Origin of the sequence: Brachybacterium halotolerans subsp. kimchii, assembly GCF_020792675.1 — a bacterium.
GTDB lineage: Bacteria > Actinomycetota > Actinomycetes > Actinomycetales > Dermabacteraceae > Brachybacterium > Brachybacterium halotolerans.
Window position 1 is genome coordinate 1,594,482 of the sequence record NZ_CP086254.1, and the last position, 12,549, is coordinate 1,607,030.

Sequence of the window (12,549 nt, forward strand, 5' to 3'; positions counted from 1 at the left end):
TGATGGTGATCGCCGCGTCGGGCCCTCGCGGGCGGCCCCGGCGGGCACTGCCCGGGGCGGTATCTGCGGGCGCAGACGCGGCGCTCCAGTCTAACGCCCGCGCGGGCGCGGACGCGCGGGTATTCCCCGCCGCGGTGAGGGGCGCCGCATCGGGGGCGACGGGCGCCGCATCCGGGGCGGCAGACACCGCATAGGAGCCGGCGAGACCGCAACGGCGGCGACGCGCCCGTCAGGCGCGCGGACCCTCGCGGCGGCGCTCGGGCGGGATCTCGATGCGGGGCGGTGCGGCGGGCACGGCGCTCCGTTCATCCGACGCGTCCGCGGCGCGGCCGGCGGCGGCGCGCGCCTCGCGGGCGGCGTCGTCCGGGGCCAGGCCCATGATCTCGAGCGCGCCCTCGACGAGCATCGCCGTGAATCCCCAGACGAAGCGGTCCTGGCTCAGGGAGAACACGGGGCCGACGGCGCGGCCGTCGAAGCTGCCCATGAAGCGGCAGGACGGGTCGGTCAGGGAGTCTGGGCCGACGAGCGGGAGGCGGACCACGCGCTCCACCTCCACGGGGTCGCCGACGGCGAGATCCGGACGGCGGGGCGCCCAGGCGGCGACGGGGTGGACGACCTGGCCGCGCCAGGGCATGCGGATGGGCGCGAACTCCCCGAGCACGTGCACCTGCTCGGCGTCCAGGCCGATCTCCTCGCGGGCCTCGCGGAGGGCGGTCGCGCGGACGTCGGCGTCCTCCGGCTCGACGCCGCCGCCGGGCAGGGCGAACTGGCCGGGCTGGGAGCGCATGCGGTGTCCGCGCTCCTCGACGACGAGCTCCGCCTCCTCGAGCGATGCACCGCTGACCAGCAGCAGGACAGCGCTGCGCCGGGTGATATCGCGCGCAGGACCAGGACTGCGGGGCAGGGCGAGCGTGTGGTCGCCCGCGCGAGCGCGCTCGGCGAGCGGGTGCAGGAAGCCCGGCAGCTCGGGCCGGTCCGGAGCGTCTGCTCCCGCACCCGTCCCCCGCGCGCCGTCGGGGCGGCTCATGCGGCCACGCCGATCCGCGGGCAGAGGTCGGCGAGCGCGCACTCCGCGCAGTGCGGCGACCGCGCGATGCACACGCGCCGGCCGTGCAGGATCAGCCGCAGGGACAGCGCCGTGAGATCGGTGGTGGGATCGGACGTCTCCGCCGCCGCGTCGCCCTCCTCTGCATCGCGCTCCTCCGCAGCTGCGTCGGCGCTCTGCACGAGGGCGACGACGTCGTGCTCGACCGTGCGGGCCTGCCGTGAGCGGGTCCAGCCCAGGCGACCGGCCACCCGGGCCACGTGGGTGTCGACGGCGAGCAGAGAGCGGCCGAAGTGCACGCCGCGCACCACGAACGCGGTCTTCCGGCCGACCCCCGGCAGCGCCTCGAGGGCGTCCTGGTCGTCGGGCACCTCGCCCCCGTGGTCCGCGAGGAGCGCGCGTGCCAGGGCGATCACGCGTGCGGCGCGCGTCGGCCCCATGCCCAGGGGCTTCAGCACCTTCTCGACCTCGGCGGGGTCGGCCCCTGCGAGCCCCTCCGGTCCCGGCCAGCGCCCGAACAGCTCCGGGGTCACGGAGTTCACGCGGGCGTCGGTGGTCTGGGCGCTGAGCACCGTGGCGACGAGCAGCTCGAAGGCGTCGCGGAAGTCCAGCTCGGTGCGCGCCCGGGGGTGCTCCGCGCGCAGCCGGGAGACGACCTCGCGGACGTCGGCCGGTCCGTCGGCCGATGAGACTCCCGACACTCGCTGCTCCTTCGTGGACCCTCCGCGGCCCCTGCTCCCGGCACCCCGGCGGCCTCCGCGGGGCGGGCCGGATGCGCCGTGCGACGCACGGATCAGGTGAGCAAGCACGCATATCCGCGCCACATCGGTCACAATGGTTCCCATGACGACGGTCCCGGACCCGACGGGATCACCTAGATCAGGAGGTTCCGTGGACGAGAACATCGTACGTTCATCCCCGCTCTTCGCGGCGCTCGACGACGACGGCAAGCAGGCCGTGCTGGCCTCGATGTCGCAGGAGGACTACCACCGCGGCGCGGTGATCTTCCGCGAGGGCGACCAGGGCGACCGCCTGTTCATCATCGGCGCGGGCAAGGTCAAGGTCGGCCACGCCTCGGGCGACGGCCGCGAGAACCTCCTCGCGGTGCTCGGCCCGGGCGAGACCCTGGGCGAGCTCTCGCTGTTCGATCCCGCTCCCCGCAACGCGACCGCCACGGCCGTCGCCGAGTCCACGCTGTACTCCCTCACCCAGCAGGACCTGTACCGCGTGCTCTCGCAGCGCCCCGAGGTGGCACGCCACCTGCTGGCCTCGCTCGCCCGTCGTCTGCGCAAGACCAACGAGTCGCTCGCCGACCTCGTCTTCGCGGACGTCCCCGGCCGCGTCGCCAAGAACCTGCTGGACCTCGCCCAGCGCTTCGGCCGCCAGACGGACGACGGCGTCATGGTCTCCCACGGCCTCACCCAGGAGGAGCTCGCCCAGCTCGTCGGCGCCTCCCGCGAGACTGTCAACAAGGCCCTCGCCGACTTCGCCTCGCGCGGCTGGATCCGCCTCGAGGCCCGCGCCGTGCTGCTGATCGACGTGGAGCGCCTGCGCCGCCGCGCACGCTGATCCCGCGCTGACCGGCCGGCGCCCGCACCGCGGGGGCCGTCGGCGCACGAGAAGCGGGGCGTGACGATGACTCCGGTCATCGTCACGCCCCGCTTCTCGTGGAGCTGCCGGGGCTTCTCATGGAGCGACCGGCCGCCGCCCGAGCTCAGCGCGTCCGGGCGATGTGGTCGAGGATCGCGCGCAGCGAGTCCTCGGCGGCGCCGCGCAGGGCCGGGTCGAGGCCCTCTCCGTAGACCGCGCGCAGAAGCCGGTCCATGCTCAGGGCACCCGCGGCGCGGGCCTCCTTCACCTGGGCGATGCGCTCCTCGCGGTGGGAGATCATCGCCTCGATCGCGTCGATCGCCTCGAGAGGATCGGTCGCGGGCGAGCCGTGCCCGGGATGCAGCGAGGAGATGCGCCCGTCGATCGCCAGGGCGCGCAGGATCGCGAGGGACTGCATGTGCTCGGTGAGGCTGCCGTCGGGCGGGCTGATCACGGTCGAGGAGCCGTCGCCCAGCAGGGTGTCGCCGGTGAGCATGCGTCCGCCGTCGACCAGCAGGCCGAGGGAGTCGGCGGTGTGCCCGGGCAGGTGGATGACATGGCCGACGACGCCGGCCTCGCTGATCAGGGAGGCCGGGGGCTTGCGCGATCCGGCGACGGCACGGGTGTCGGCCGCCCACAGCGCGACCTCGCAGCCCGTGCGGTTCTGCAGCTGACGTCGCAGGGTGCCGGCGCCGTCGGTGTGGTCGGCGTGGCGATGGGTCACGAGCACGCCCACGGGGCGCGAGCCGCAGGCGCGGATGATCGCGGCCAGGTGCTGGGCGTCCAGCGGACCCGGATCCACGACCCAGGACTCCTCGCCGTCGCGCAGCACGTAGGTGTTGGTGCCCTGCAGCGTCATCGGCCCCGGGTTGTCCGCGCGGATGAGCTCGAGCGCGACGGGCGGAGCGTCGGGGTCCCTCTGGAAATCGTCCTGGGCGCCCGCGGGGACGTCGTCCTCCATCAGGCGTCCGCGAGGGGGCGCTTCATGTAGGCGACGAGCGACTCGGGGTTCGGGCCGGGGACCACCTGCACGAGCTCCCAGCCGTCGGAGCCGTAGTTGTCCAGGATCTGCTTGGTCGCGTGGATCAGCAGGGGCACGGTGATGTACTCGAAGCGCGTCACGGAGGTCATGCCCCGAGCCTACCGGCCCGTACTCGCGCCTTGGGCGGGCGCGCGGACGCCTCGGGCGGCGCTGTGACGGTCATGGCGCACGGCAGGCGATCATGGCGCACGGCAGGCGACGCGTCGGCGAGGCGCGGCGCCTCGGCGACGAGATCGATTCACCCGCCGGCCGCACGGCGTGCGGTGCGGCCCAGCACGTCGTACCAGTCCTCGACGTCGGGATGCTGGCGCAGCAGTCGGCGCCGCTCGCGCTCGGTCATGCCGCCCCAGACGCCGAACTCGATCCTGTTGTCGAGCGCGTCGGCCAGGCATTCCATGCGCACCGGGCACCCCTGGCACGCGATCTTGATCTTCTGCTGGTCGGCCCCCTGCACGAAGAAGCCGTCCGGATCCAGCTGTGTGCACGCCCCCCGGGCGGCCCAGCTGCGATCATCCGTGCCGCGGATCCTGCTGATCGTCACGAATGTCCCCTCTCGAATCCTCGTCGATCCGTTCTGGTGCGTCAGAGTATCGAGATCGGCTCAGGGGCGCCAATCCCGCCTCCGGCCGACTCCCGCCGCCGATCCGGTATCGGCGACGGGACTTCGCACGCGCCGTGCCGGGACGACCGGAGCCATCCGGCCGCGACCAGGGGCGCGAGCACCGCCCACGGACCCCGTCGCCGGCGTCCCGATCCCCCGCCCGATGCACATCCGGGGCCGGGGCGGGATCCATGCGTCCGTGAGCGCCGGGTGATATGCGCCGGCACGGCCGCGCCTCGTGGTCCGCGCGCGCCGGGGGCCGTACTGTGTTCCCATGGCTGACCGTGACTCCGCTCCGCTCGGGAACCTCAGCTCCGAGGCGACCTCCGCGTCGCCGACGGGCCCCGCCACCGTGCCCGGAGCCGCGCTGCGCGCGCTGATGCTGCTGCTGGGGATGCTCGCCGTCGCGGGCATCGCCGGCGTGCTGCTGGCCGCCTTCTTCCTGCCCGCGGTGTCGATGAGCTCGGCCGTCGCGAAGGACGGCGTGGACCTGTTCGACTCCCTCCCGGCGGAGCTGGAGACCCAGCCGCTGAACGAGGCCAGCCGGATCGAGGCGTCCGACGGGTCGCTGCTCGCGACGTTCTACAGCCAGAACCGCATCATGGTCCCGCTCGACGAGATCTCGCCGAACGTCCAGCACGCCGTCGTCGACATCGAGGACCACCGCTTCTACGAGCACGGCGGCATGGACTTCACGGGCACGGTCCGCGCGCTCGCGAACAACGCCGCCTCCGGCGCCACCCAGGGCGGTTCGACCCTCACCCAGCAGTACGTGAAGAACGCGCTGCTCATGGACGCCGAGCAGCGCAACGACAAGGAGGCGCAGGCGGAGGCGACCGAGCAGAGCTACGGCCGCAAGCTGCGCGAGGCGAAGCTCGCGATCTCCCTGGAGAAGCGCTGGAGCAAGGACGAGGTCCTCAACGCCTATCTCAACGTCGCCCAGTTCGGGCCCTCGCAGTACGGGGTGCAGACCGGCGCCCAGCACTACTTCTCGAAGGACGCCAAGGACCTGAACCCCGGTGAGGCGGCGCTGCTCGCGGGCATCACGAACTCGCCCAACGGCAACGACCCCGTCGCGAACCCGGAGGCCGCGAAGAAGCGGCGCAACGAGGTGCTCTCGGCGATGCTCCGCTACGACCACATCACCCAGAAGGAGTACGACAAGTACTCCAAGCAGTCGATCGACGACATGCTGAAGGTCAAGAACGTGAAGGCGGGCTGCGGCGACGCCGGCACCAACGGCTTCTTCTGCGACTACGTGACCCGGTCCCTGCTGAACGATCCGACCTTCGCGGACACCTACGAGGAGCGCCAGAAGCTCCTGTACGGCGGCGGCCTCACCATCAAGACGACCCTGGACCCCGACCTCCAGAAGGACGCGCAGGAGATCGTGGACCGCAAGGTCCCCCAGGACTCCGACAGCGGATTCGGCCACTCGATCGTGACCGTCGAGCCCGGCACGGGCAAGGTCCTCGTGATGGCCGAGAACCGCACCTTCGATCCCCACGCGGACGCCAGCGCGGGCGAGACCTCGCTGAACTACAACGTCCCGCAGGCGCTCGGCGGCTCGAGCGGCTTCCCCGTCGGCTCGACCTTCAAGCCCTACGTGCTCACCGACTGGCTCGAGCACGGCAAGTCGATCTACGACAAGGTCGGCACGGCCCGCCAGACCTTGAAGACCTTCCCCGCGCAGTGCCTGGATCGCGGGCGCTGGTACGAGACCCAGGGCTACAACCCGGACAACGCGGTCTCCGTGCCGCTGTCGGCCCAGGAGACGGTGCTGAACGCGACCAAGTTCTCCGTGAACACGGCGTACGCGAACATGGCCCGCCAGCTCGACCTGTGCGACATCGCCGAGCAGGCCAGGTCGCTGGGCGCGATCCCCGCGACCTACAACCCCTTCGACAAGTCCACCTGGGACATGTCGATCGAGGACATGTACGGCACCGAGCTCGCGCCCTCCGTGGTGGTCCTGGGCGAGCTGCGCATCTCAGCGCTCGACCAGGCCGCGGCCTACGCGACCTTCGCCGCCGAGGGCACCTACTGCAAGCCCACCGGCATCTCCGAGGTCATCGACCGCGACGGCAAGAAGATGAAGGACGTCGGCGCCGGTCAGTGCGAGCAGAAGATCGACAAGAAGACCGCCGACCAGGTCGCCTGGACCCTCGAGCAGGACCTCAAGGACCCGCGGGCGACGGGCAAGGGCAAGGTCATCCCGGGCCATGACGCCGGCGGCAAGACCGGCACCTCCGGCTCCCAGTTCCACACCTGGTACGTGGGCTTCACCCGCCAGATGTCGACCGCCGTGTGGTTCGGCAACCCCACGCGCAACGTCCGCCCCGGCGGGTTCTCCGTGGACGGCGAGTACCTCGAGCGGGGCAAGGTCTGGGGCAACACGGTCTCCCTGCCCACCTGGCAGGAGTTCATGATCAAGGCCCACAAGGGCCTGCCGGACGAGAAGTTCCCGAAGCAGCCCGCCGGCGCCCCGAAGGACACCGACCCGGGCAACGGCAGCGGGGGCACCGTCGACACGGGCGGCGCGGCCGGCGGCACCAACGACACCGGCGGAGCCGCAGGCGGCGACGGCGGGGACACGGGCGGAGACGGCGGAGATCAAAACTCCGGCGACCAGGACACCGGCAACTGAGCGGGCGAGCGAGCATGACCCGCACCCGATCCTGCGGCGCGGGCGCCCGGCGCGCCGCGCTGGCCCTCGCCGGGGCAGGCGCGGTCGCCGCCGCAGCGGCCCACGTCTGGTCCCGGTACGTCGAGATCCACCGCTTCACCGTGCGCGAGCACGAGCTGCGGATCCTGCCGCCCGGCACGCGCCCGGTGCGCATCCTGCACGTCAGCGACGCCCACCTGATGCCCGACCAGGACCGCAAGATCGCCTTCCTGCGCCATCTGGAGACGCTCAAGCCGCACCTGGTGATCGACACCGGCGACAACATCGCCTCCGCGGCCTCCATCCCCGTGCTGGCCGACGCGATCGAGCCCCTGCTGCACCGTCCGGGCGCGTTCGCGATGGGGTCGAACGACATGTTCGCTCCGCACCGCAAGAACCCGCTGCGCTACTTCCTGCGCGATCCCCGGCCCGAGGGGTTCACGAAGCGCCACCACGAGCCCGACCTGCCCCTCGGCTCGCTGCGCCGCGTGCTCACCTCGCACGGCTGGAAGGACCTCACCAACACCCGCGCGAGCCTCCGCCTCACGGGGCTGCAGGTGGACCTCGTGGGCGTGGACGATCCGCACCTCGAGCGCGATGAGTTCCCCGCGCCAGATGCTGCGCGGGACGCGGCGCGGGGCGCGACGGGGGAAGCGGGGGCCGACGGGACCGGACGGACGCCTGCCGCAGAGGCCGCCGCGACCTCCACCGAGGCCGACGAGGCCCTCGCCGCCGATGTCCCGCACCTGCGGATCGGCGTCGCCCACGCGCCGTACCAGCGCGTCCTCGATGCCTTCGTGGACGACGGGGCGCAGCTGATCTTCGCCGGCCACACCCATGGCGGACAGCTGCGCATGCCCGGCGTCGGCGCCCTGGTCACGAACTGCGACCTGCCCCGTGCACAGGCCCGGGGCCTCTCCACCTGGCGCGGCGTGCCGCTCAACGTGAGCGGGGGGCTCGGCGCGAATCCCTACTCGAACTTCCGCTTCGCCAATCCGCCGGAGGCGACCTTGCTCACGTTGCGCCCTCAGCGGCGCTGAGAGGTCGCGACCACCGCGGGCGGCTTGGTATCGTTGCTCGTCGGAGAGCGGCGCTCGCGTCTGCTCGCCGAACACGACCTCGGGGTGTGGCGCAGCTTGGTAGCGCGCCTCGTTCGGGACGAGGAGGTCGCAGGTTCAAATCCTGTCACCCCGACCAGATGATGAAGGGCCCCGCTGCGGCGGGGCCCTTCGTCATGTCCGGGGCCTTCGTCATGTTCGGGGTCCTTCGTCAGGTCCGGAGCCCTTCGTCATGTCCGGGGCACCCGGCGACAGACGCGTCGGCGGCGACGAACACATCGACGGCGGTTTCGGCATCACCGGCAGCACCGGCAGCACCGGCAGCACCGACAGCCTTCGAGGCGTCAGCACCCCTCGGGCACTCCCGGGCGGCGCCGGCCGGGCGACGGGGCATGTCACGCATCGGCGTATAGCGGACATCTCTGCCATATATGGCAGAGATGTCCGCTATACGCCGGTCGCCGACACCAGCCCTGCCACCCCCCGCACTCCTAAAGGCCCTCGCGCACTCTTCGAGGCCCTCTCGCACCCTCCCGCACTCCGAGAAAAGGCCCTCTCGCACCCTCCCGCATCCCGAAAAGACCCACTCGCACCCCGTCGAACACCCCTGAATCACAACGGCGTGATTAACATATCGAATTCGGACATCGACGGTGCGACACGGCGAAAATCGTCGATTTAGTTAAAATCTTGGCAAAGGCCCTTGATAGCAGTCGCAAAGGCCCTGCGTGAAGGGCCTGGGTGTGCCCATACAGTGACCACGGTGCCTCTCCCCAGGCACCGTTCGAGAAGTCGCTCCCGCCACCGTTCTCGATCACTTCCTCACTTCCCTGGGTGGCGGGCGCAGCGAACCCCTCGGGTGTCGCCTCTCGGGTGTCGCTTCCCGTGGGCGGAACGCGATCGGTGGCTGTGCGGCGACAGAGAAAGCGACCTCATCCGATGTTCCGCTCCAGCGCCCCGCGCACGCATCGCGCCGCGGGCCCTGCCGTGATCGACTACCGGGGCCTCACGGCTCCCGTCGGTCGCACCGTCGGCGGTCTCGCCGTCGTCGGTGCCGTGACGGCCACGGCCTCCATGCAGGCCATGGGTTCCGCCGATGCAGCAACCACCCCCGCCCCCACTCACCCGGCCACCACCGCCCCGACCTCGCCCCTTGCGGGCGCGGCTGCCGCGACGGCCGCGAAGTCCCTGGCACCCGCCGCCTACTCGAACGTGAAGCTGCGCTACGGCGCACGCGGATCGGCCGTGTCGGAGCTGCAGCGCAGCCTCCGCTCGCACGGTTCGGGCATCGCGGTCGACGGCGTCTTCGGATCGAAGACCCTGAGCGCCGTGAAGTCGTTCCAGCGCAGCGCCGGCATCGGCGTCGACGGGGTCGTCGGCCCCAAGACCTGGAACGCCCTCGGGTCGTCCGCGTCCACGGGATCCTCCTCGTCGAGCCACCCGAAGCTGCGCAGCGGCTCTCGCGGCTCGGCGGTCAGCACCCTGCAGAAGCAGCTGAACCAGCACGGTGCGGGCATCTCGGTCGACGGTGTCTTCGGGTCGAGGACCCTGAGCTCCGTGAAGGCCTTCCAGCGCGCGGCCGGCATCTCCGCCGACGGCGTGGTCGGACCCACCACCTGGTCGAAGCTGTCCTCGAGCAGCGCGTCCATCGGCGGGTCCGGCGGCTCCTCGAGCGGTTCCTTCAACGGGCAGAGCATCATCGCCAAAGCCCGCAGCGTGAAGGGCACCAAGTACACGTGGGGCGGCTCGAGCCCCTCCACCGGGTTCGACTGCTCGGGCCTGGTGAAGTACGCCTACAACGCGAACGGCATCACCGTGCCCCGCACGGCGAAGCAGCAGACGTTCGGAGGCCGGATCATCCCCCAGTCGCAGGCGAAGCCCGGCGACCTGGTGGCCTTCACCGGCAACGACTACGGGCACATCGGCATCTATGTGGGCAACAACCAGATCATCGATGCCTCGGGCTCGCAGCAGAAGGTCGTGGAGCGCACCATCTGGAGCGATCCGCACGTCTTCGTGACCTACCGCTGATCAGCGCAGGCCACCCGGACCACGTCATGCCTGCTCGGTGCTGAGCGCACCAACGGGAAGGAGCAGGACGGCGTGTGAGGAGCCCGGTCGGGGAACCGACCGGGCTTCTCTGCGCCCGGGGCGGGGCGGTACGGTCCGGGGCGGTGCGCCGCCCGTCGGACCCTCGGAACCGCCGCCCCGCCGCCCGCCGGCACCCCGGCACGTCCGGGCGCGTCGGCCCAGCACGACCGGTCGCGTCGGCCCGTCACCTCCGGTGGTCGTCGGCCCGACACGTCCGGTGGTCGTCGGCCCGACACGTCCGATGGTCGGCGGCCCGTCACGTCCGGTGGGCGGCGGAGTCTGTGACAGACTTGACCTGCACCACATCCCGGTCAAGGAGGATCCCTCGCATGTCCGACCCGATCAGCTTGGTCCCGCTCCCCCGCTCCGTCATCTGGTCCTCGGGGACATGGGAGACGACCGACCCCTGGGCCGGCCTGTCGGTCGGCATCTCGGAGGATCTCCCGCGCGCGGAGTACACGCTGTCGATCACGTCGTCGGGCGCGAACCTCACCGCCGGCAGCGAGGCCGCCCTCGCCGACGGCCGCAACACCTTCAACCAGATCGTGCTCACCGGCGAGACCTCGATCCCCTGCGTGACGATCAGCGACAGCCCGAAGTACGCATGGCGCGGTCTGCACCTGGACGTCTCTCGCCACTTCTTCGACATCGACACCCTGCACCTGTTCATCGACGCGATGGCGCTGCACCGCCTGAACGTGCTGCACCTGCACCTGACGGACGACCAGGGCTGGCGCGTGGAGATCAAGGGCTACCCGCGGCTCACGGAGGTCGGCTCGAAGCGTCCGCGCTCCCTCGAGGGCCACATGAGCGGCGACCCCGACTCCTGGACCTTCGACGACACCCCCGTCGAGGGGTTCTACACGCAGGACGAGCTGCGCGAGCTCGTGGGCTACGCGCAGAACCGCGGCGTGATGATCGTGCCGGAGATCGACCTGCCCGGCCACATGCAGGCGGCGATCGCGGCCTATCCCGAGCTCGGCAACTTCCCCGCCAGTCCCGTGCAGGTGCGCGAGGTCTGGGGGATCTCCGACCACGTGCTCGGCGTCTCCGACGAGGTCTTCGACTTCGTGCGCGACGTGCTCACGCAGGTCGCCGACATCTTCCCCGCGCCCTTCTTCCACATCGGCGGCGACGAGTGCCCGCGCGTCGAGTGGGAGCAGTCGGCCGATGCCCGCACGCGCATGAACGAGTGGGGCCTCACCCGCGTCTCCGAGATCCAGGGGCGCTTCACGGACTTCGCCACCCAGGTGCTCGCCGAGAAGGGCAAGACCGTGGTCGCCTGGGACGAGGTCCTCGAGTCGCACGTGCCCGACGACGTGGTGGTCATGAACTGGCGCACGGAGGACGGGCTCGAGGAGTCGCTCGAGCGCGGCTTCCGCACCGTCGTCTCCACCTCGAAGGATCTCTACTTCGACTACGCCCAGGGGCCCCTGAAGAAGGAGCCGCTCGCGATCGGCGGGGACATCACCCTCAAGGACGTGTACACAGACCGCCTGCTGCCCAAGAAGCTCGACGACGAGAAGGCCGCGCTCGTCCAGGGCATCCAGGGCCAGCTGTGGACCGAGTACATCGCCACCCCCGAGCACCTGGGCTACATGGCCTTCCCGCGCGTGTGCGCGCTGGCCGAGCGCGCCTGGGGCTCGCCCGAGCAGTCCTACGGCGAGTTCGTGGAGCGGCTGCGAGGCCATCTCCCCCGTCTCGACGCGCTCGGCGTCTCCTACCGTCCTCTGGACTGACCGAGAGCGGATGGCACGGCCATGAGCTCCTCGCACCGCGACGCGCACCCCTACGGTCGCTCGAACGACGACGTGCGTCGGCGCGACCAGCGCCGGCGCCGTCAGCGCCGCGTCCGGATCACCCAGCTGGTGGTCTTCTCGCTCGCGATGATCGGCATGATCTGCGCGCTCACCTTCGCCTTCACCCAGCTCACCGCCGACGACGACGTGGTGGCCGCAGGTCCCTCCGACGCCGGGGCCGACGTGGCCACGGGGAAGGACGGCGTGCACTGCCCGGACCCCGGTGCGAAGCCCGCGAAGCCGAAGAAGGTCGAGGTGAGCGTGCTGAACGGGACCTCCCGGAGCGGGCTCGCGGCATCGGTCAGCGAGACCCTCGCCGATCGCGGGTTTTCCACGGGGAAGGCCGGCAACACGAAGGCCGCCTCGGGCTCCGTGACGATCGTCTACGGGCCCGCGGGATACCTCCAGGCCTCCGCCGTGGCCGCGGAGTTCTCCAAGCCCGCCCTGAAGCTCGACGACCGTGAGGACACCACCGTCGACGTCCTCGTGGGCGACGGCTTCAAGGACGTGGTCGACGAGGACGTCGCCGCCAAGACCCTGAAGAAGGCCGTGAAGATGCCCGCGGGATGCTCCGGGGCCGAGGACTCCCAGGACTCCTCGACGCAGGACACGAAGGGCTGACCGGCCGAGCGGGCAGAACGGGCCGAGACGGCGGACG

At 71.4% G+C, this 12,549-nt stretch carries 11 protein-coding genes and 1 tRNA gene; 7 read left to right on the forward strand and 5 right to left on the reverse strand.

The window, feature by feature from the left end:
- Positions 1-229: 229 nt before the first annotated feature.
- The gene (locus Bra3105_RS07415; protein ID WP_228359250.1) at positions 230-1,027 is read right to left on the reverse strand and encodes an NUDIX hydrolase; all 798 of its coding nucleotides are present in this window, start codon (positions 1,025-1,027) and stop codon (positions 230-232) included.
- Entirely contained in the window at positions 1,024-1,746 is a 723-nt protein-coding gene (locus Bra3105_RS07420) for an endonuclease III domain-containing protein (RefSeq protein WP_228359251.1), read from the reverse strand. Before Bra3105_RS07420 ends, Bra3105_RS07415 begins: the two co-directional genes overlap by 4 nt.
- A 190-nt stretch (positions 1,747-1,936) precedes the next feature.
- Between Bra3105_RS07420 and Bra3105_RS07425 the strand changes: the two genes are divergently transcribed.
- Entirely contained in the window at positions 1,937-2,614 is a 678-nt protein-coding gene (locus Bra3105_RS07425) for a Crp/Fnr family transcriptional regulator (protein WP_152352270.1), read from the forward strand.
- 145 nt (positions 2,615-2,759) lie between these two features.
- Here the strand turns inward: Bra3105_RS07425 and Bra3105_RS07430 are convergent, their stop codons facing one another.
- The 3 genes from Bra3105_RS07430 to Bra3105_RS07440 form a co-directional block, all read right to left on the reverse strand.
- The gene (locus tag Bra3105_RS07430; protein WP_228359252.1) at positions 2,760-3,596 is read right to left on the reverse strand and encodes an MBL fold metallo-hydrolase; all 837 of its coding nucleotides are present in this window, start codon (positions 3,594-3,596) and stop codon (positions 2,760-2,762) included.
- Positions 3,596-3,766, reverse strand: coding sequence for a Sp36 family protein (locus Bra3105_RS07435; protein ID WP_214651268.1), 171 nt, complete (start codon positions 3,764-3,766; stop codon positions 3,596-3,598). The genes Bra3105_RS07430 and Bra3105_RS07435 overlap by 1 nt, the downstream gene beginning before the upstream one ends.
- Before the next feature lie 149 nt (positions 3,767-3,915).
- A complete protein-coding gene (locus Bra3105_RS07440; RefSeq protein WP_283257913.1) occupies positions 3,916-4,218 on the reverse strand; it encodes a WhiB family transcriptional regulator in 303 nt (100 codons plus the stop codon).
- A 334-nt stretch (positions 4,219-4,552) separates the two neighbouring features.
- Here Bra3105_RS07440 and Bra3105_RS07445 point away from each other — a divergent pair, with 334 nt between their 5' ends.
- From Bra3105_RS07445 to Bra3105_RS07470, 6 genes are all read left to right on the forward strand, one after another.
- On the forward strand, positions 4,553-6,925 hold the full coding sequence (locus Bra3105_RS07445) for a transglycosylase domain-containing protein (RefSeq protein ID WP_228359253.1): 2,373 nt from the start codon (positions 4,553-4,555) through the stop codon (positions 6,923-6,925).
- A 14-nt stretch (positions 6,926-6,939) separates the two neighbouring features.
- Positions 6,940-7,983 (forward strand): metallophosphoesterase, encoded by a 1,044-nt coding sequence (locus tag Bra3105_RS07450; RefSeq protein WP_228359254.1) that lies wholly within the window; start codon positions 6,940-6,942, stop codon positions 7,981-7,983.
- Positions 7,984-8,063: 80 nt separating this feature from the next.
- Positions 8,064-8,140 (forward strand) — tRNA-Pro (locus tag Bra3105_RS07455).
- A gap of 800 nt (positions 8,141-8,940) precedes the next feature.
- Complete coding sequence (locus Bra3105_RS07460) at positions 8,941-10,032, forward strand: C40 family peptidase (protein ID WP_228359255.1); 1,092 nt, start codon at positions 8,941-8,943, stop codon at positions 10,030-10,032.
- 389 nt (positions 10,033-10,421) lie between these two features.
- Positions 10,422-11,831 carry a beta-N-acetylhexosaminidase gene (locus Bra3105_RS07465; RefSeq protein ID WP_228359256.1) on the forward strand — a complete coding sequence of 470 codons (1,410 nt, stop codon included), beginning with the start codon at positions 10,422-10,424 and terminating at the stop codon, positions 11,829-11,831.
- A gap of 21 nt (positions 11,832-11,852) precedes the next feature.
- The gene (locus tag Bra3105_RS07470) at positions 11,853-12,512 is read left to right on the forward strand and encodes a LytR C-terminal domain-containing protein (RefSeq protein ID WP_228359257.1); all 660 of its coding nucleotides are present in this window, start codon (positions 11,853-11,855) and stop codon (positions 12,510-12,512) included.
- Positions 12,513-12,549 lie beyond the last annotated feature (37 nt).

Bases quoted from the DNA above. Each gene is read 5' to 3' on its own strand.
- Bra3105_RS07450 (WP_228359254.1), top strand. From the start codon at position 6,940: ATGACCCGCACCCGATCCTGCGGCGCGGGCGCCCGGCGCGCCGCGCTG.
- Bra3105_RS07430 (WP_228359252.1), bottom strand. From the start codon at position 3,596: ATGGAGGACGACGTCCCCGCGGGCGCCCAGGACGATTTCCAGAGGGAC.
- Bra3105_RS07465 (WP_228359256.1), top strand. From the start codon at position 10,422: ATGTCCGACCCGATCAGCTTGGTCCCGCTCCCCCGCTCCGTCATCTGG.
- Bra3105_RS07415 (WP_228359250.1), bottom strand. From the start codon at position 1,027: ATGAGCCGCCCCGACGGCGCGCGGGGGACGGGTGCGGGAGCAGACGCT.
- Bra3105_RS07460 (WP_228359255.1), top strand. From the start codon at position 8,941: ATGTTCCGCTCCAGCGCCCCGCGCACGCATCGCGCCGCGGGCCCTGCC.
- Bra3105_RS07470 (WP_228359257.1), top strand. From the start codon at position 11,853: ATGAGCTCCTCGCACCGCGACGCGCACCCCTACGGTCGCTCGAACGAC.
- Bra3105_RS07435 (WP_214651268.1), bottom strand. From the start codon at position 3,766: ATGACCTCCGTGACGCGCTTCGAGTACATCACCGTGCCCCTGCTGATC.
- Bra3105_RS07445 (WP_228359253.1), top strand. From the start codon at position 4,553: ATGGCTGACCGTGACTCCGCTCCGCTCGGGAACCTCAGCTCCGAGGCG.